Annotated in this window: 15 protein-coding genes and 1 pseudogene; all 16 read right to left on the reverse strand. The window is 60.4% G+C overall.

Annotated features, from left to right (window positions below; genetic code table 11):
• Window positions 1–82 precede the first annotated feature (82 nt).
• The 16 genes and pseudogenes from VRB54_RS09255 to tssF all read right to left on the reverse strand — a co-directional run bounded on the left by VRB54_RS09255 (window position 83) and on the right by tssF (window position 19,517).
• A complete protein-coding gene (locus tag VRB54_RS09255) occupies window positions 83–2,737 on the reverse strand; it encodes a LuxR C-terminal-related transcriptional regulator (RefSeq protein ID WP_338480491.1) in 2,655 nt (884 codons plus the stop codon).
• Between the two features lie 582 nt (window positions 2,738–3,319).
• On the reverse strand, window positions 3,320–3,535 hold the full coding sequence (locus tag VRB54_RS09260) for a PAAR domain-containing protein (RefSeq protein WP_338480492.1): 216 nt from the start codon (window positions 3,533–3,535) through the stop codon (window positions 3,320–3,322).
• Between the two features lie 70 nt (window positions 3,536–3,605).
• Window positions 3,606–4,040 (reverse strand): Hcp family type VI secretion system effector, encoded by a 435-nt coding sequence (locus VRB54_RS09265; RefSeq protein WP_338480493.1) that lies wholly within the window; start codon window positions 4,038–4,040, stop codon window positions 3,606–3,608.
• Between the two features lie 159 nt (window positions 4,041–4,199).
• A complete protein-coding gene (locus tag VRB54_RS09270) occupies window positions 4,200–5,003 on the reverse strand; it encodes a DUF6708 domain-containing protein (RefSeq protein ID WP_338480494.1) in 804 nt (267 codons plus the stop codon).
• 86 nt (window positions 5,004–5,089) lie between these two features.
• On the reverse strand, window positions 5,090–5,893 hold the full coding sequence (locus tag VRB54_RS09275) for a DUF6708 domain-containing protein (RefSeq protein WP_338480495.1): 804 nt from the start codon (window positions 5,891–5,893) through the stop codon (window positions 5,090–5,092).
• A gap of 141 nt (window positions 5,894–6,034) precedes the next feature.
• Window positions 6,035–8,230 carry a T6SS effector BTH_I2691 family protein gene (locus VRB54_RS09280; protein WP_338481076.1) on the reverse strand — a complete coding sequence of 732 codons (2,196 nt, stop codon included), beginning with the start codon at window positions 8,228–8,230 and terminating at the stop codon, window positions 6,035–6,037.
• A 119-nt stretch (window positions 8,231–8,349) separates the two neighbouring features.
• Window positions 8,350–9,264 (reverse strand): annotated as a pseudogene (locus VRB54_RS09285) (T6SS effector BTH_I2691 family protein); the annotation flags it as partial.
• Window positions 9,261–10,196, reverse strand: coding sequence for a hypothetical protein (locus VRB54_RS09290; protein ID WP_338480496.1), 936 nt, complete (start codon window positions 10,194–10,196; stop codon window positions 9,261–9,263). The pseudogene VRB54_RS09285 and the gene VRB54_RS09290, both read right to left, overlap by 4 nt.
• The gene (locus tag VRB54_RS09295) at window positions 10,193–12,223 is read right to left on the reverse strand and encodes a type VI secretion system Vgr family protein (RefSeq protein ID WP_338480497.1); all 2,031 of its coding nucleotides are present in this window, start codon (window positions 12,221–12,223) and stop codon (window positions 10,193–10,195) included. Before VRB54_RS09295 ends, VRB54_RS09290 begins: the two co-directional genes overlap by 4 nt.
• 27 nt (window positions 12,224–12,250) lie before the next feature.
• Window positions 12,251–12,508: a PAAR domain-containing protein gene (locus VRB54_RS09300; RefSeq protein ID WP_338480498.1), complete on the reverse strand. Its 258-nt coding sequence runs from the start codon at window positions 12,506–12,508 to the stop codon at window positions 12,251–12,253.
• Window positions 12,509–12,578: 70 nt separating this feature from the next.
• Window positions 12,579–13,091: an Hcp family type VI secretion system effector gene (locus tag VRB54_RS09305; RefSeq protein WP_057024162.1), complete on the reverse strand. Its 513-nt coding sequence runs from the start codon at window positions 13,089–13,091 to the stop codon at window positions 12,579–12,581.
• 105 nt (window positions 13,092–13,196) lie between these two features.
• Complete coding sequence (gene icmH, locus VRB54_RS09310; protein ID WP_338480499.1) at window positions 13,197–14,042, reverse strand: type IVB secretion system protein IcmH/DotU; 846 nt, start codon at window positions 14,040–14,042, stop codon at window positions 13,197–13,199.
• Window positions 14,035–15,381, reverse strand: a complete 1,347-nt coding sequence (gene tssK, locus VRB54_RS09315; protein WP_338480501.1) for a type VI secretion system baseplate subunit TssK — start codon at window positions 15,379–15,381, stop codon at window positions 14,035–14,037. The genes icmH and tssK overlap by 8 nt, the downstream gene beginning before the upstream one ends.
• 37 nt (window positions 15,382–15,418) lie before the next feature.
• Window positions 15,419–16,768, reverse strand: coding sequence for a type VI secretion system lipoprotein TssJ (gene tssJ / locus VRB54_RS09320; RefSeq protein WP_338480503.1), 1,350 nt, complete (start codon window positions 16,766–16,768; stop codon window positions 15,419–15,421).
• A complete protein-coding gene (tssG, locus tag VRB54_RS09325; protein WP_338480504.1) occupies window positions 16,765–17,787 on the reverse strand; it encodes a type VI secretion system baseplate subunit TssG in 1,023 nt (340 codons plus the stop codon). Before tssG ends, tssJ begins: the two co-directional genes overlap by 4 nt.
• The gene (tssF, locus tag VRB54_RS09330; protein WP_338480505.1) at window positions 17,751–19,517 is read right to left on the reverse strand and encodes a type VI secretion system baseplate subunit TssF; all 1,767 of its coding nucleotides are present in this window, start codon (window positions 19,515–19,517) and stop codon (window positions 17,751–17,753) included. The genes tssG and tssF overlap by 37 nt, the downstream gene beginning before the upstream one ends.
• Window position 19,518: the final 1 nt, after the last annotated feature.

A 19,518-nucleotide genomic window follows, 5' to 3' on the forward strand; every position in this document is an offset into this window, starting at 1 on the left:
GGATATACGTGCCCTGCCACGGGCGGCGAGGGTAGGTCGCAGGGGGTGGCTTGCGGCCTACCCGGATGGGTAGCGGGGTGGGTTACAGCGGCGGATCAAGCAGGCCAAGACGCAAGGCCGCGCTGATCGCGGCGGTGCGGTTGTCCACTGAAAGTTTGGAAAATATATGCTTGAGATGGAATTTCACGGTGTTTTCCGAGATATCCAGGGCCTGTGCGATCGCTTTGTTGGATTGTCCGTGGCCCAGCAATGTGAGGAGGTGGGTTTCCTTGCCGCTAAAGTGCAGACGCGGGCGTGCCGGGTGCGCGCGCCAACCGCGCAAGCGCGTGAGGATGGCAGCCTGGCCGGGGAAACGATCTGGACAGGCTTCCAGGGCGGGCAGCACGCAGGGGCCGGCTTCAAGCAACAAGCCGGGGATGGCGTGTGCAATGACGGGCGCCAGCGGTTGCATCAGGTCACTGAGCGACTCAGGTAACTGGCCATTGCGATAAGCCGCCAGGGTCAGTATTTGCAGACGCCAGGTAGGCAAGCATAAACCCTTGTCCTGCAGGGTTTCGCTTGCGCGTTTGAGCCGGCTCAATGCGGCGCTGGAACTCCCGGTTGCCAGTTGCAAGCGGGCCAGCGCCAGGGTGGCGGCTTCGTGATTGCGCCAGTGTGCCGTATTGCTCGCCACGTCTTCCAGATCGCTACGCAATGCTTCCTGGCGACCTTGCACCAGCGATCCTCCCTGCACCAGCACATCCACCCGCCAGGCGCTGACCAGGCGTATCAGCCGTTGCCAGTTGCGGGCGGTGGCCAGTTGATTGACTTTTTCCAGCTCAACCAACGCGGCATGTACGCCGTGCGCCCGCAACGCCGTGCGCCAGGCGACTTCGGCGGTTACGGCGGCAATGTCCAGCCAACCATCGGTGTGTTCGACAGCCGCCCAGCCGTCACGTAGCCAGGGTGTGGTTTCAGCCCAGGCGCCTTGCAAATACAGATGCTGTGCCTTGAGGCAACCCGCCAGCGCCCTGACGGAGCTTTCACTGCCAAAATGGTTATTCGTAAGCCTCAGCACCTCATCGACCATACGGCTCGACGGTTGAATGTGTCCCGCCAGGGAGAGCACCTGGGCCTCATGCACACGGCAGTAGTTTTCGCCGCGTGGATTGTTGATCAAGCGCATCTTGTCATGCGCTGCGCGGATTGTGTTCAGCGCGCCGGGCAGATCGCCGCGTGTCAGGGCTTTGAGGGTGTGCACGCACTCCAGCGTGGCCTGGGTCAGGAGTTCGTCTGCGCGCAGCTGCTGCTGGTCAAACGCTTCGCCAGCGTCGTCTGGAAAGTAATCGGAGTAAGCGTTTACCAGGGTTTGGACGATATAAAAGTCCCGCGCCAGGCGTCGGTTGTCCTGGAAGAGTCCACGCGCCAACTGCAGCAAGTGAGCTGCCAGCACATGATCGCCAAGTTTGGCATGCAGATAGGCCTGTAACAGCAGAAGGTCAGGATCGTTGCGCAGGGTGGACTCGTCGAACTGTTGCAGCAGACTTTGCGTGTAGCGGATGCCGTGGTGCAGAACGGTTTCCCATCCGCCTGCACGTACCACCAGGCTCACCGCGAGCGCGCTGTCATCGGCGCGCAATGCATGGCTGACCGCCTGTACCCAGTCCCGTTCCCGGGCCAGCCATTGGGCGGCGCAGCGGTGAATCCGCTGGGCATCCTGGGCGTCAATCCTCAGGCTCAGGAAGTCACGCAACAAGCGGTGGTAACGAAACCACTGACGCCCGACGTCCAACGGCACCAGCAACGCGTCCAGGTGGCTCAATTGCGCCAGCAACTGCGCGCTGTCCCCGCGCGCCCGAACCGCATCGGCGAACCCTGCGTTGAAGCGTTCAAGCAACGCAGTGTCGAGCAGAAAGGATTGGCAGTCCAACGGCAAGCGTTCGACCACTTGTTCGGTCAGGTACGCGGCCATATCGCTCACCCGGCCGGAGAACTCTTCCAGGCGGTAGAGCGAGCCGTTATCGCTGGCTCGCCAGAGCCGCGCCAATTGCACGGCTACAGCCCAGCCTTCGGTTGTTTCATGCAGGTGCTGCAGCTCGGGTTGTGAAAGGTCCGTGCCAAAAATACTGTTGGTTTCGGCAAGCGAAAGGGTCAGCTCGCGCGCTGACACTTCATGCACCCAGCCCATGGTTTTCCAACGCGCCAGCGGCCATTTGGGACGTGTACGACTGGCCACTACCCATTGCAGCCAGGGGGCGACCTGCTCCAGCAGGGTTTGCACCAAATGATCGAGCTGCGCGTTTGCCGCACTGTGGTAATCGTCCAGCAGCAGCGTGACCTGCCGGTTTTCTCGCGCCAGGGCATGGAGCAGGGCGGTGATAGTGCGGTGTGGCTGGGTATCCAGCGACTGGCACTCAGCCAGTGTGCGCAAATGGCCTAGATCAATACCCGCATGGTCCAGTGCAAGGATCAAATACGCGAGAAAACGATTGGGTTCCGTATCCGCCTCATCGAGGGATAACCAGGCGACTGGCGTGGCGCAAGAAAGGCGCAGCAGCTCCTGACGCCATTGCATCAATAGCGTGGTTTTTCCATAACCGGGCGGCGCGATCACCAGCACCAGCGGGCCCTGAATCCGGGATTTTAACGAGGCCAACAGTGCCTGACGCGGCATTGAGGTCAATAACGTCAGCGGCGGCGTCAGTTTGCCGATCCAGCGCCAATCCTGGGGCAGGGTGCAAGATGAGTCATACGTCATGACGAACAGGCTCGTGCAGAAAGTAGCTGAAGGAGTTATCAGCAATAGCCTGGTAGCGGGGATCTGATGGGTTACGGAATGTTTATTTTTGAGGGCGTTTGTGGCATCCAGAAGAATAGTGGCGGGAATGTTCAGGCGCGACAGCGCAGTTGTAGAGCAGTTTGTTTGCTTGGTCCTACGAAAGGTGAAGGATTCTTCCGAATCTTTATGGCGGGGCGTTTTGTTCAATCGGTTTTCGAGGCGGTATTGGAATAGTTCCGGTATGGGGTGAGCGCCGCTTGCAATCGTCAGCCTGCCGCTTAGGCAGGCAATCGTCGTGTAGAGGCTTCGCGCTGAGGGAGCAGGTTCAAGGCGCGGTGCGTGACTCCAGGTCTATCTGCGTAGGCCACCGCACTTTGGGCGCCAAACGGCATGCGAGGTTGAACGTCATTGCTTCGTTGTTCCAGTCACGGGGCGGGCAGGGGAAGGAGGGCAGGGCTTGCGGGTCTTTCGGCGCGCAGTACGCACTTGTTCGGTGTGATGGAAGCGGGTCAACGCCGGTTCCATGGAATCGTCGCCCCCCATGGGCTGGTAGATCACCGGTCAATCGGTGTGTGTGCCGATGGTGCCCAGACCGCCGACGTGGTCGGTAAGGACGAGGGCGTGGTCGCTGATGATCACGGCACCGCAGCCCAGAGCGTCGCCGACACGGGCGACGGCGCGGCCGTTTACGGTGACGTTGCGCGTACCGCTGTTGACGGTGGTGGGGCCACACAAAGGGCAATCGTGGTCGTGTCCGACCAGAACGACGGCAGGCATAGAACCTCCTGGAAATTATCGAGTCAGTGAACATTCCGCCGCCTGCGCAGCGGAACGTTCCGGTTGGCGATTAAGCTGGCTTGCGCCAGTCCTCTGAGGCTTCGGTACCGGCCACCACGTGGGTCCAGCTGACCTTGCGATAGGCCAGACTGGTCTTGATCAGTTGGGTGTAGTTTTCATTGCTGCTGTTTTGCGCGTGCGGCAGCACGGTGTGAATGTCGACGACGGTGGCGTCTTCGAGCCTGGTGGTGAAGAAGTGCTCCTGCTTGCCGTCGCCCGAGGTGCGGAACCACTTCACTTCGACGGTCGGCAGCATTTCGCCGGTGGCCAGGGCTTGATAAAGCATCGGTGAGGCTTTGTTCAGTGCACTGGTGAACGTCAGCGGTTTATGCGCGCGCTGGCCAGATGTCTGGCCGCTTTGTGGGTCGGTGGGCGCGGCGATCTGGTGGTCGACTTCCTGGGCGAGGATTTCGTCTTCGTGGCCTTCCACGTAAACGTTGCCCACCGAGTCAGCGGTGAACGTACCTTTGGTGATGTGGCCCTTGTCTTGCCGTGGGTGCTGATATACGCGATTTGGCCGACCGCGCTGCTGTCGACGATTTCCAGCGAGTAGGGCGGCGCCAGGTCGTGAGGGATATAGGCTACTTCGATTGATGGCTTGTATTCAGGGCACGCTGCGTGACTCCAGGTCTATTTCGGCTGGCCATCGTACTTTGGGGGCCAAGCGACGCGCGAGATTGAAGGTCACGTCCTCGTTGTTCCAGTCACGAGGTGGGCGGGGGAAAGCGGGCAGGGCTTGCGGGCCTTGTTGCATGAACAGTTGGGCCATGGCCCAGTACATTTCGCCTTGTTGAATTTCGTGGGCGAAATGAAAACGATCTATTACCTGATGAGTGCCAGGTTTCACCACGGCGAGGGTGACGGTTTCGATGAGGCCGCCACTGCCCATGGGGCCGTACACGCTGCAGGCTTCGGCCCGCAGGTTATCCCAGTCATAGACTTCGGCCCTTACGCCCCAGGCGATTCGGCTGAAGGGCCTGAGGCCGTTGTGATGGAAGCGGTAAACATAGACTTTGCGTCGGAAACGGTTGAAGCGGATGGGTTCGTCGCAGGGGGCTTCTACGTCCATTCTCCAGATGAACACGCTTCCCCATAGGGGGATGATAAATCCGATGAGACCGAAGAAATGAAATACAAATGAAGGTATATCTCCAGTCGCTATTAGGATGACGATCCAAGTGACGGGAGGAATGAGAGCAAACAGAAACATACAAGGAGCCATCCAGACTCCAATCCCACGAGTCCGAACTGTGGTGCGTGCCAGTTCAAGATATACATCGTCAACATGATTGGGCGGATTCGAAAGTACGGGAGGATACGGTTCATTGAAGGGCGACTCGTTTGGTCCCGGCAGATCGTGCTTCCAGCCAGGAGCAGGTTTGTCGAGTAAAGGTGTTTTAAATATCATGATGAGTCGTTCCAGTTCGGGGTGATCGCCGCTTGTATTCTTTAGCCTGTCGTCGTATTGAGACTGCTTCGGTTGATGGCTTGTATTCAGGGCGCGGTGCGCGACTCCAGGTCTAGTTCCGCAGGCCACCGCACTTTGGGGGCCAAGCGACGCGCGAGATTGAAGGTCACGTCTTCGTTGTTCCAGTCACGAGGTGGGCGGGGGAAAGTGGGCAGGGCGTGCGGGCCTTGTTGCATGAACAGTTGGGCCATGGCCCAGTACATTTCGCCTTGTTGAATTTCGTGGGCGAAATGAAAACGATCGATCACCTGGTGGGTGCCAGGTTTCACCACGGCGAGGGTGACGGTTTCGATGAGGCCGCCACTGCCCATGGGGCCGTACACGCTGCAAGCTTCGGCGCGCAGATCATCCCAGTCATAGACTTCGACGCGTACACCCCAGGCGGTGCGGCTGAAGGGCCTGAGCCCGTCGTGGTGGAAACGGTAGACATAAACTTTGCGTCGGACGCGGTTGAAGCGGATGGGTTCGTCGCGGGGAGGAGCAACGTCCATCCGCCAAGCGTAAACGCCCAGCCATATGCCTGTAATAAACCCAATAGGCCCGAAAAAAATCAGTACTAAGGGAGGGGCGCTGTGCTCTGTCATAACAAACATAATCAAACTGACTGGAAAAGCCATGGACAGCAGGAATGTAAATGGAGCTATCCAAACACCAACTCCACGAGTCCTTACTGTGGCGCGCGCCAGTTCAAGGTACACATCGTCAACATGATTGGGTGGATTCGAGAATGCGGGAGGGTACGGTTCAATAGAGGGCGCCTCGTTTGGCCCCGGCAGATCACGCTTCCAGCCAGGAGCCGGCTTGTCGAGTAAAGGTGCTGTAAATAGCATGATGAGTAGTTCCGGTTCTGTGTGATAGCCGCTTGCGACCTGTTTAAGGGGGAGGGGCAAGCACAATGTTGATGAGCACCAGCAATAGTCGCTACGGGACTCATGGCAAATGAGCACGCGAAGGGCGCTGCCGGCTGTGGCTTACAAGCTGTCCATTAACTCGATCTCCGCATAGGCGTCGTGAATACCTCGATCAGGCCAGTAAGTTAACGACAAGGTTGCGGCCTCGATGTTGTGCCGGCGGGTATCAGGCAACAGTACTATCGCGCCTCTGATGTCCTTGACCTGATGGGGACTGGCGTTGGCCAATTCGACGGTGCGTATTTCCTGGATGGGTGTAGTGCTGTCGGCTCGGTAATCAGGCTTGTTCGGGCGTTTGGGTACGACCAGCGCCGCTCGGCGTTCGCCGACGGCGGTGGCCAGGGTGGGGGGATTCAACTCGCCTTCGGCCAGCACTTCGCCGCCGGTGTACTGGTTGGCCGAGCCATCGCCGTAGCGATGAACCGTCATTGACCAGCGATAGGCGGAGCGGTTGGCGTCGAAGAGCGGCAGAACCAGGCGATATTCGAGGTGCTGTTCATAGATCGGCGCGCCCACGCTGCCTATGGGACCACCCCAGCCATGCGAGTCGCTGCCGACGATGCGCAGACGGAAATTGACGCCGGCCTCTACGCCCAGGGTTGCGGCATTCAGCTCGGCAATGGCGATGTGGGCGTGTTCAGGTTTGTTCCAATGAATGGGTGGATCTTCGTTGTGTTTTCCGAAATAACAACGGCGTGCCCAGCGGTCGAGACGTGTTGACTCTTCGTCTTCGGCCCATTTGTAAAATGCATATCCTACTAATCCGAGCAGTACGGCTATACCCAACGGCCCCAGCAGAGCCATGTTTCCTGATGCTGCGGCTAGAACACCTGCGACTGCTCCGAAACCTGAAGCAGCAGCAGAGAAGACATATCCTGCTGTTGCAGAGATATCACCCGCTTTGAAGGTACGGTTAGCAGCAAACCCCGCTCGCGTCGCATCATACAATCCCGCCACCGCACCAATACTCCCCCCGACCCGTACGAATACGTTGCCTACGCGTGCAGTCGCTGTTGCGGCAGTCATCGCCTGGGTCGACAAGCTGCCGACCTTCTGCACCTGCACCGCCCCTTTTTCCAGTGCGATGCCAACAATTTCCACCCCTCCACCTAACACCCCCAAGCTACTTCCATACAACGCCAACCTCGCCTCAACAGCCTTCTCCCCCATCGCCAGTTCCACATCCTTGAGACTTTTGTTCAATGAGTCGCTGAGCAGGTACATCCCGCCCATCGCCAGCAACAGCTCGCTGCTGCCGACCGCGCCACGCAGCCCGGTAAAGCCGCTGCGCACCCATTTCGCCGCCAGGTACGAGGACACCTTGACGCCTTGCAGCACCTTGCGCGCCTGCGGGTCCAGCGTGCCAACCCCGACGGCGATTTCGACTAGCGCAGCATGGGCACCTTTGCCCAGATGGTCCACGCCGAGGTTGGCCTGGCGCATCAGGGTGTCCTGCAGTTCGGTGACCTTGCCCTCAACCCAGACGCTGATGGTCACGCTGAGGTTGGCTATTTTGGGGTCCAGCACCGCCAGGCTGAGCAGGCCGCCCTGGATCAGCGGGCGCACTTGCTTGCGCGCCTTGCGGGCCTCATCGTCGATTTTGCCCAGCTCGTCCTTAAGGCCTTCCCAGGTGCGGTCGATGGCATCACCGGCCTTGCGTTGCAGGCTGCGCAGGTGCTCGCATTGCAGGGCGTAGTATTCACCCAGTTTCATTTTCACCTTGAGCTCGGTCAGATGAATGCCGTTATAGAGCAGTTGACTGGCACTGTTGAGACGCGAAACTACCCGTCCTACGCCAGGGCCGAGCGACGGTTGCAAGCGGGCGGCAGCGGCGTTGAGGGCACCGAGAAGCTGTGCCATGGCGTGTTGTAAACGGGGGCGGACATGGTGCTTGAAATCATCGTTGTCGATGAGCTTGGTAAGGGCGGAATAGAGCTTTTCACTGTCGTTCCAGTCGCTATCACCCGTGGCATTGAAACTGGGTAATAGATCGGCCAGCAAGCGTTTGTCACGCAAGAGAAGGGCGCGGTAGACCGGGCTCTTTGGGTCGTTCAGCCAGCTACTCCAGAGGGAGGCGGTGTGGCCGTCATCTTGTGTCGCGGGCGCCTCACTGATGCCGCCCTCCAGGCACAGCGCCATCGTCTGGCTGTAAGCCCGTCCTGACGGGCGATCATCACCGTCGTAGTCATTTTGCTCGACACACGCAAACAGGCTGGAGCGGCACGCCGCCGCATAGGCGTGTGCGCTTTGGTCGATGTAACGCTGATAATTCGCCGATTCTTGCTCATAGCGGTGGTTGTGCGCTTCTGGACGATCCGCTCGCGTTGCTGCTCATGGCTGGAAAATACAGGCGGGCCATCACCGGTCATGGGCTCGACCGACGCCGGTAGGGGCGTCTGGCCTTCTGCCTGTTCGCGATGGATTTCGCGAATGGCCAGCAGTAACTGAGAGGTCTGGTAACGATAAGCCCGGTCCGGGTCATTCATCCAGGCCTGGCGCTGCTGGACCCAGCGGTTGCGGGTGTCGTTGAGCTCCTGCACCAGGCCGATGATGTCATCCAGTACAAACGCAAGGACGCCGTGTTGGAGTTGATGCTGTGGGATGGCGTTGCGCAGGAAGCCCTTCAGTGCGCTCAGGCGATGGGCGCGGCCATGGAAACCATGCACGCTGTCGAATCTTGGCGTTGACTCTTGCTGCGATAATGGGGTCGTCTGGTGCCGCTGGTATTCGTAGACCTGCTTGTCCACCTGCAGGTTTTCATCTGTCATGGCCAGGCCAACGCTGGCGGGGTTGTCGCGTGCACTGGCGAGGTCGAGCTTGTGGAATCGCTCTGAAGCATGACCGGCCTTGTAGGCGTCCAGCACGCTAGCAGGCCACGGGTCATTGGCAAAGGCCAGCCACGCTTGAGTGTGTTTGCTGGTGTCGATGTTGAGGAACGATGCCGGGCAATCGTGATTGGCCGAGACGCAAGCATCGGACAGCGGGGTCTCGTTGGCTGGCGCAGGTGCGTAGGGGTTGAATTGACGTAGATACCCGTCCGGGCTGACCTGATATGCCTGCCAGATTTTGCGATCCAGCAATACATACAGGTAGCCGGCGCGCAACGTGCGTAAGCCCAGGCGCGTATCAATGTGCACGGTATCCGGCCGCACCGGCTCATTCGGTGAGCGCGGCACCAGGGCGTGGCGCAATGGCAGGATGGGCAGCCCTTTACGTTGACAGGCCTTGCATTGATCGTTTGAAACGGCGGTTTCGGCTATGGCGATGCTCAGTTGAGTGCCCAAGGTCATTGAAGTACTCCGGCATGGGTCAGATCCGACACGGCCCGCTGCCAGGCGTTGTCGTTGTAGGGGGCCAGCAATTGGCTAAGCGGCGCTTGCCCTTGGACCGCTTGTTCAATCAACGCGCGAACACCGGTGTGCTGGTGCATGTGCGGATGCAGCATCAGGCGATGCAAGGCTAATGTCAGGATGTCGTCCTGGTGGCTAAGCCCAAGCTGGCGGGCTTGCTGGATCTGAATATAGGCCTGTGCCGCCGCTTGAGGCGGGAGTGCAGTAGGGCCGCTCCAGCGCGCAGGGGCATACGCCAGCGGCAAGCGAAGGGCGCGTCGCCAACTATTCAGTAAGGAGGACACCATGAGGGCGTCCAACTGCACGGCCGCCGCGCAGATACCCATGGCGGTGCGATGTTCGGGTTTGCCCAACAAAACGCTGCCGGTACCGCTGCTTGTGGGCACCAGCCAGTGACGGATCGGCCACCAAGGCCCCTTATTGTTACGGAAGGTGCCAGCCAGCAACTCCAGGCGAAGGGGCTCATGGACCGGAAAAAACGCTCGGCCCTGCTCTACGGGAAGTTGTCCGAGCGACACGATGTGGGCACTTAGGTCTCGGGATGGAGCGCTGCTACTAAGCCAGCCGCACACGTAACGTTTGTAACGGTCCAGATCTTCATGAGCGCGTAAGGCGGATAGCGTCAATAGTTCTTGTGACGGTGAGGTCCCGGGCGTGGCGAGGGCCACCAGTACTGGGCAGGCCGATGGCGTATGGATTAGATCGGGCCGATGCAGAGGCATGACGGCGTCATTGCCAAGCGTTTGACGCAATGCCTCGATATGTAACGGATCGTCTGCGGCGCAGTCGGCCAAGAGGTCGAGTAACACGTACAGCGTTGCATCGGGTGCATGCTGTTCGGCCACGAACGCATGGACGCTAACCGGGGTCATCGTTTTTTCTCCACACAGCTCTGACCTGATTCAGGTTGCAACTGCAGCGCCAAGGCGTGGCCATTGCCAGGGGCCGTAGAGGTCACCGGACCACGTAGGGTTATCGCTACGCCATTAAGGTGGATTCCTTGCGCATCCAACGTGAGGCTGCCGCCGGGACTTTGAAAAACCACACGCTCACTGGCTTGCAGTTGATAGACCGTGGTGGTGTGGTGCATGCCTTGGCCAGCAGTTAGACGATGTTGCCCTGAGATCGTTTGCTGGCTGTGACCGCCCACTTCGCTTTGGTGGTTGGCCGTGGTGGTGTCGTAGCGATTATTGCCGACCTGCACACTGCGATCCCGGCCAATAGTTGCCTCATGGTCACGTCCGGTGGAGAGCGTGTGGTCTCGCCCGATCTCGTGGGACTGGTCGTTCCCGATTGTGATCTGATCATCATTGCCTACTTCCTCTTTGCGGTTATTACCCACAAAGGTTGTGTTGTCATGTTTGATATGGACGTTCTTGTCCTTTTCAGCGTGGATGTACACCTCTTCCTGTCCCAGCTCATCCTCAAAACGCAGCTCATTGAAGCCTTCGCCCTTATGCGTACGGCTCTTGATGGTCATCCGCGTCTTGTGCTTGGGCAGCTCATAGGGCGGCAGGTTGGTCTCGCGGTAGGTGCGGCCCGTGGCGATCGGCTGGTCAGGATCGCCGCTCAGGTAGCTGATCACCAGCTCCTGACCAACGCGAGGAATGGCCATGGCACCCCAGGTCGCCCCGGCCCAGCCCTGAGCCACACGGATCCAGCACGAACTCTGATCGTTGTTTTTGTCCGAGCGGTCCCACGGGAACTGCACCTTGACCCGGCCCCATTCATCGCAATAAATCTCTTCCCCTGGCGGACCGACTACGGTGGCGATCTGCGGGCCGTCGATGCAGGGTTTGTCGCACAGCGGCGCTTTCCAGTCGGACATCCAGTGGATCGCGCTGGCCTTCATTTCGTAGGAAGTGCCGCTGTCGCTGCCGAATGCTTCCTCCTCCAGACTGCTGTGCTGTTTGCCTTCGTGGGTAACAGCAATGGTGCGCCAGCGATCATTGAAATCCTCACGGGGATGCTCGTTGAGGTCGAACGCCAACCCCGGTTGCAATCGCGCATCGTCACCGGCCACATGCGCAAGCTTGGCGTCGTTGCGCAGCGCGGTCAGGCGGGTCTTGGTAAAGGGCTTGCCGGCGATGTCGCGTTTGTAGCGGCCGGGATAGTCGTAGCGTTCGTAGTCCTTGTGCTGGTTGTTCAGGTCCTGGTCGCCGGTGGCGGTGTGCTGCTGGTTGTAGCGCGGGTGGGTGAAGGTGTAGTCGCGCTGTACCTGGCGCGCGGTGCGCACTTGTTCGGTGTAGTGAAAGCGGGTTAACGCTGGTTCCGTGGAATCGCCGCCACCCATGGGTTGGTAGATCACCGGACAGTCGGTGTGGGTGCCGATGGTGCCGAGGCCGCCGACGCGGTCGGTGAGGACGAGGGTGTGGCCGTCGGCGCGGTGTTCGAAGGTGTAGAGCAGACCTTCTTCGGCGGCGAGGCGGGCGATGAAATCGAGGTCGGTTTCGCCGGCCTGTACGCAATATTCGCGGGGTTGGTGTTCGAAGCAGATTTCCGTGCGCAGGTCGGTGAGTTTTTGCTCGGCCAGGACGTTGGTGATGATGTCGGGCACGCTCTGGCTCTGGAAAATTCGCCAGTTGGAACGCAGGTCGAAACGCGCCAGGGTCGGTTCGATGATGGCGGTGTAGCGGGTGCGGCGAAAGCCGGTGTTGCCCTGCTGGAACAGGCTGACCAAGCCGTGGACGTAGCGCACCGGGGTATCGCCACGCCATAGGGTAAAGAGCCCCGCCAGATCGAGCACGCGATTGAAGTCGATGGCAGCGTTGTGGCTGACCAGTTCCAGTTCCAGTTTGAACGGCCGGGACAGTCCTTCTTCAAGGGTGAACGAGACCACGTTGAAGGCGTCGCCTTTCAAGGGTTCAAAGGTGAAACGCAGGTCGCTTTGGCGGGGCATGGGGCCTCCTTGTCGAGAGTGTGAATGTCAGTCGATCAACCAACTGATATCACCGTTTTCCAGTTCTCCATCGTGATCGGTGGTATCGCCGACACGGGCTACTGACTGTCCATTGACGGTCATCGAGGGCGAGCCACTGGTAATCACGGCACCGCAACCCAGGGTGTCGCCGACAAGGGCGACGGCGCGACCGTTGACGGTGACGTTGCGCGTACCGCTTTTAACCGTGGTGGGGCCACACATCGGGCAATCATGGTCGTGACCGACCAGAACGACGGCAGGCATAGAGCCTCCTGAAAATTATCGAGTCAGTGAGCATTCCGCCGCCTGCGCGGCGGAACGTGTCGGTTGGCGATTAAGCCGGCTTGCGCCAGTCATCCGAGGCTTCGGTGCCGGCCACCACGTGGGTCCAGCTGACCTTGCGATAGGCCAGGCTGGTCTTGATCAATTGGGTGTAGTTTTCGTTGCTACTGTTTTGTGCGTGGGGCAGCACGGTGTGAATGTCGACAACGGTGGCGTCTTCGAGCTTGGTGGTGAAGAAGTGCTCCTGCTTGCCGTCGCCCGAGGTGCGGAACCACTTCACTTCGACGGTCGGCAGCATTTCGCCGGTGGCCAGGGCCTGGTAGAGCAGGGGCGAGGCCTTGCTAAGCGCGCTGGTGAAGATCAGCGGTTTATGCACGCGCTGGCCTGAGGGCTGGCCGCTTTGCGGGTCGGTGGGCGCGGCGATCTGGTGGTCGATTTCCTGGGCGAGGATTTCGTCCTCATGGCCTTCCACATAAACGTTGCCCACCGAGTCAGCGGTGAAGGCGCCCTTGGTGATATGGCCCTGGTTTTTGCCGTGGATGCTGATGTACGCGGGTGTTGGCATGACAAGCTCCTTGTCGCAATCAAGTGAACGACCCATGGGGTCGCGGGTTATGGCCGTTACGGCCATGGCTTTGCAGGCGCTCGGGATGAGCGCGCTGAAAATTGGTTACAGGTGAAACACTCGCTCCAGCGACACCAGCACCTGCTGGGTGATGGCGTTCAGGCGGATGGAGTAGATCGTGTAGGCGACCGTCAGCACGACGGCGGCCATGGCCCAGGGCGTCCACAACGGCCAGGCGCGTTTGATCCGGTAGTTGCGCGGCGCGACGTTTTTCAGCGGGTCGGTCAGGCGCTTGGGCGTCTCGCCGCGCAAGGGGCGCAGCAGGCCGTGCAGTTGGTCGATGATTTTCTGTATTTCGTCATCGCCCCTGATATGGGCGCCGTATTTGCCCATGAGGCCGGAGATCAGGCACTGGTACATGAACTCCAGCACATGCTGATACCGAGCCGCTTCGGGGATCATGTTGTTCATGACGGTGAAGAATTTATCGCCGCCTTGGGTTTCTCCATGAAACTGGCTTAGCAATGAGCGCGCGCTCCACGTGGAGAGCCTGCCCCAGGTGGTGCGCATGACCACCTCGTCCACTAGCAGGCACAGGCTGTAGGAGTAGGCCTTGAGCATGCCGGCGTCGTAGTCGAGCTGGCTGACTTCTTCCATGATCGTGGTGATCTGGTTGCTGACGCTCAGGTACAGCGCAGGTACGTCATCGTGGTGGTCCAGACGGCGCAGGCGGATCACCAGACCGATCAGCGGCGTGGCGGCATCGCACAGTGGGTTCCAGGCCACGCCGCGCATGTCGAATTCAGGGTCGGCGAGCAGCACGGGCGGCTTTGGCTTGGCCTGCTCTTCAACGGGGTCTGGTTTTTTGCTGCCGGTTGCCTGTTGCAAATAACTCAAGAGTTGAGGGTTGTCCGCAGGTGGCGGGGTTTCGGTGGGCGTTGCTTCATTCATCTCTCTCACTCCTGATCGCCCAGAACTGCAACTCCAGCTCCGGGAATTCACCGGCAATATGGAAACCGAACCCGCTGGCGCTGCTCAGGTTTTGCCAGGCCGGGTGATGGCGGTCGAGTTCGAAGTAGCTGAAACCGGCATGGAACGGCAGGTGCCGTGGCGCCACCGGCAGCGGCAGCAGCGGGATACCTGGCAGTTGCAGGCTGACCAGTTGCTCCAGCCCTTCGGTGGAGGTGATCTTGATCTGCCGGGGCAGTTGCTGACGCAGGGTCTCGGCGGGCAGTCCGGCGCGCACGGCGAGGATAAATTCGGCGTTGTCCAGCAGGCGCTTATCGTTCAACTCGGCAGTACGCACGCCGTATTGCTGAACGACGATCGGTAGCGACACCGCACGCGGTTGCAGCACGGTGCCCAGGGCCCGGCGCAGGGTGTGTTCCAGCAGCTGGAAGGACTCACGCAGGTTGTCGTGCTGGTAGGCCGGGTATTCCTGGGGCAGATGGCCTTCGTCGGTAAAGGTCACCAGTTCACCGCAGGCTTGCGCCAGTGCGATGTACAGCCGCTCGGGGTGGACCTGACGCTGCCGGGCCAGGTGCTGGAATAGCGGAAACAAGCGGTTGAGGGTTTGCAGCAGGTTGAAGTCGGTAACATCGGCGACGCCCGACTGTCCTGGCGAACCGATCCGCTGGGCCAGGTTTTTTGCCCGCTCACGCATCAGCCCGGCGACTTCACCCAGGTAGCGATGCAGCGCCGGCACCGCTTGCAGCGACAGACTGGTGGGGTAGAAATGCTCGTCCATCACCAGGCTGCCGTCCGGGCGCTTGTCCTCGATTTTGCCCAGGGCAATGCCGGTAAAGGCGCTGCGGTCGCTGCGCTCGAGCATCAGTTGCAGGTTGGGTACGGCCAGGTCCATGCCGACCTGATCGCCGTCATCGCTGTGGGTGTCGCGGATTTCCTCGCGGCGGGCGATGTAGCGGCTGTTGCCGTACTGGTCGGGCCAGCGCACTTCGAGGGCTCCGTTGGAGCGCAGCGGCAGGGCCAGGTAGACGATCTGGCCGACCGCGCTGCTGTCAGCGATCTCCAGCGGGGAGGGCGGTGCCAGGTCGTGGGGAATGTCGAAGACGCTGCCGTCGGGCATGATCCCGCGTGCCCGGGTGATGGCGATTTTGCCGAAGCTCAGGTATTCGTCGTTCAACGCCAGCTCGCTGAAGCCGTAAAGGGCGTCGTTGAGGCTGTGCAGGCGCTGGTGCACGGCGGCTTCGGCGGCGCGGGCCTGTTGCTGGAAGTGCTGGGGCTTGACGAACAAACCTTCATGCCAGATGACGGGGTTGCGTGAACTCATCGGTGATTACTCGGGGCAAAAGCGGCTGAAAAAGGCGTCATCGGGTTTCTCCCTTGAGGCTGACCTGGTCGGCATCCAACTGCACCAGTACGGCGTACTGGCGACCCTTGGGTTCGACGCGCAGGAGCTGTTTCCACTGGCCGACATCAGTGCTGTGGTAGTTGGCGATCACTGCGATAAAGCGGGTGTCTTCATCCAGGGCGCGCAGGTCGATGAACTTGAATTGGCCAGGGCTGAGCAGGTAGTCGTCGGCGCGGATGTAGGTACTGCCAAGGGTCTTTTCCAGGTCATCGGGCATGGCTTGTGGGCTGGCGTTGACCAGCAGCGAGTCGTCGGTCAACTGCAAGACCTTGAAGGCGATGGGCGTGGCGACATGCGCCAGCGCCGGGTTGCCCCACGGCGTGATCAGGCTCACACCCTGAGCGTCGTAGTCGCCCAGCAGCGCGTCTTCGATGGGCGACATTGGCACCACGGGGCTTGGCTCCAAGGACAGCGACGATTGAGCTGGCACGTTTTCATAGAGGTGGTTGAGCAAGGTTTGCACTTTGTCCGTCAGCGCCTGCGGGCTGGTTGCCTGCACGTTGAGGGTGTAGGGCGAACGGCTCGCGTCTTCATCCATTGCCGTGCCGGTGCTGATCAGGCGCGGATTGACGTTGTCGCTGGCGTACAGGCTCAGGGAGTAGCGGCTGGGCTGATCGTCGGGGCCGCCGACCGGGATGGAGGGCGTCCAGATCACCTGGCCGATCTTGCCGAGCATGGTGCAGCCGCTGAGGGTCAGACAGGCCAGCAATAGGGTGCCCAGACGAAGGTTGCTGAACAGGCTGACGCTACGCTTGTGTGCTGGCGCGCCAATATCCGCCAGCGGTTCGGCCGGCGGCGCTTTATGCATCGCTCGGAGAGGGTCGCCTTGCTCGGCTAAATCCACGGATCGGCAAAGACGCTCAAATTCCGGGCAAATGGCAGGTCGCTTATCCGCCGGTGGCCGACTCGGCAGGTCTTTCTGGTGCCACACGTGCATGCCCTCAGGGTGGTCGCCAAATAGCTCATCGAGCGAATGCTGTCCTGGGACGTGTTCGCCCAACTGCACCGCGACCTGATACGCACCAATCTGCAATCGATCACCGTCGTTGAGGCTTATCGCAACATGGCGCTCAAGCGGCAGATCGTGGCTGTTGACGTAGGTTCTACCGCTGCGGTCGATCACGCAGAAGCGCCCTTCGACGATGCGGATGTCGCAGTGGTTGGGCCGCACGCTGTTGTGGCGATCTTGCAGGCGCCAGTCCGCTGCGGCGCTGCCGATGCGGCCGCCCTGTGGGCCAAACCGGTGAAGGGGCAAATACCCGTGCAGTAACTGCGCTGGATTGTTGATGACCACGGTCAGCTTCATGCGCGCCCCCGAATCCGCACCACGGCGGGATGACGTTGTTCCTGATCTTCGATAAAACTGGTCCAGCCCAGATGGGTGCCGCGGGCGCGTTGCAGGTTGAACGGCGGTACATCTTCTTCGCGAAGCCCCAGTTCCAGGTCGTAGGCGGTGGCATCGCGCAGCAGAAAATCCATCAACTGGCGCAATCGCCCGAACTGATCGCCGCTGGGCAAAAACTGGCGAAAGCGCGCCTGGGTCAGGTTGGGAATGACGAGGGTGAACTTGCTGGCGCGAGTCTTGCTGCGGTCACCCACCACGAAATCGCTGCCCAAGGTGCCGTTGGCCTTGCCCAGCGCCAGGCGCTGACGCTGCGGCAAATTTACCGAGCGCACCTCGAACTCACGAATATAAACACCTTGCAGATCAAAGCTGTGCTCGACAATGCCGGACACTATCGAAGGTGAACGGCTGCGACTGGCGATCAACCCGGCAAAGCTCAGCAGGCGGCTCCACGGCAACGGTGTGGCGCCACGCAGGTCGTTGTCGTTCAGCCCGACCATGGAGAATACGTAGCGCGAAAAGCGGTCGCTGGCCTCGGCCTGAAAGCGGATGTAGTAGCGGTACTTGCGCCAGCTGGTGTGCAGCAGGGTCAGCAAGCGATGATTAAAAAAGTCCATGAACGCCGGGCGAATACCGCGCTCCTGGGCCTGCTCGTAGGCCAGGCGATCCAGGTAATAACCGGGCAGTGGCGAGTCGGCGCCATGTAGCCCAAAGAAGCTGGTCTGCAAGCGATAGCGCACCTCTTCGCGGTCCTCCTCAATGCGTGCCGCGTCGACCACATCGGAGGCCGGAAAGCCCAACCCTGCATGGCTTTGCAGACGCACGCGGCGGCGAGTCGCCGCACTCAGGGGCTGCGCCTCCAGGTCATCGCCGTGCAAAGCATGCAGATGCTCCAGCAGACGGTGAAACGAATAGTTTCGCGCGTCGGCCAGCAGCACATCGGCTAGATCACGGGTTGTCTGCCGGTCAACAGTGGCCATTCGTAGCGCTCGTTGTTAGTGGTATTGATCACTTCCAGGCGATGGAAGGAGTTGATGCTCGCGTATAGTGCGAAGAAGTGCGAAAGCACGCTGGCGAACAGGTACAACTCGCCTTCGCAGAGGAAGGCGTTCTGGTCCAGTTGCAGGCGGGTCTGCACGCCACGTACCGCCTGGCCTTTCATCAGCCAGTCGATGGGGGTGGTCACGGCGTCGTGGATGCCATTGAGGCGTTTGCGCGTGGCGCGGGCCTGTTGCAGGTCGTGCAGGGCGGCGAAGTCATAGGCGCGGATGACCGCCTTGAGCGGCTCGGCCGACAACAACGACAGGTAGTTCAGCGACAGGTTTGAAATCAGCGTCCAGTGCAGGCTGCTGTCCAGCACCGGCCGGTAGCTTCGAGTCGGCGCGATCAGGTTGGTGTAGGTGGCAAACGACGGGGTGGCCTCGGTGGACAGCGACACATCACCCACGCCCAGCAACTGCGGCAGGTCACGGTTGGTGCAGGTCAACTCGATGGACGCTGCTTCATGCTCACCGATGTACAGGCTTTCATCGCCGCGCACGAAAGCGATGCGATGGCGCAAGCCCTCACGCCCATGGGACTCCTCGATATGCGTGCGGAAATACAGCGCGGTGCGGCCCCGCGCATGTTCGATCTCATGCTGGAACGACTCGAATGGGGTGAAGCGCCGCAATGGATCACCCTTGCGCTCCTTGTCGGCGGCGTCCCAGCCGGCCACGTGGTCGACACTGAAGATTTCATAAGCATCGTGGCGGTTGCCCGTGGGGCTGATACGGCGTTCCTGGCTGCGTCCATCCAGCATGATGGGTTCAGCATCGTGGCGGAACAGATTGACCGCCGGCGCACAGAACAGGTGAAGGTCTGATGTGCGCAAATGCGTATTGACCGGCATCGGCCGAGAGAACTGAAACTCGAAGCGAATCTGTCCCGTGCTGACCGCCGGCCAGACCTTGGCAAGTCGGGTCAGGCTGAAAAAGTGGAAGCGCTGCGGGAACACAAAGTATTCCTGCAGGATGCGGTAGCCATCGAAGACGTTGCGCGGGTAGGGCAGCAATGCTTCTTCGGCGGTGAAGCCGGGGAAGCCCAACTCGGTGGGGTTCAAGCGGCAAGACGTGTTGTTGACGTACAGCGTGATGCTTTTGAGGTAATGGGCCAGCCACAGGTACAGCGTCAGTGCGGTGGCAGTGTCGCCGTCCAAGTGAAAGTCCAATTGGTCGCACTCAAGGCTGTTGAGCGGTTGCTGGGTCAACACGTTGAGGTCAATGCGCAGTGTCGAGGCTTCGCGGCTGTGGGCATCGCTGACTTCGTGCAACGCTAACGGGTACAGGTTGACGTCGGTGCAGGTACGAAACTCGCAGGAGACGCCGTCCACGGGGTTGGCAAACAGCCGCGTCCCTTTGGGAATCACCTTGCGTTGACTGATTGCATTGGGCAGTGGCGCGAAGCGGATGATAGTTGCGCTGGGCAAGGGCCGCAGGTAGTTGGGCCAGAGCATCTGCAACAGTGGATGAGTCAGCTCCGGCAAATCGTCATCGATCTTCATGCCCAGCTTGGCAGTGAGGAAGGCAAAGCCTTCCAGCAAGCGTTCCACGTCCGGGTCGCCGGCCTGATCGCCGAGAAAATGCGCCAGTTGCGGGTTGTCCTCGGCAAACTCGCGGCCGAGTTCGCGCAGGTAGCGCAACTCCTCGGCAAAGCGTTGTTTCAAGTCCATT

Source organism: Pseudomonas trivialis, assembly GCF_036864995.1.
Classification (GTDB): Bacteria; Pseudomonadota; Gammaproteobacteria; order Pseudomonadales; family Pseudomonadaceae; genus Aquipseudomonas; species Aquipseudomonas trivialis.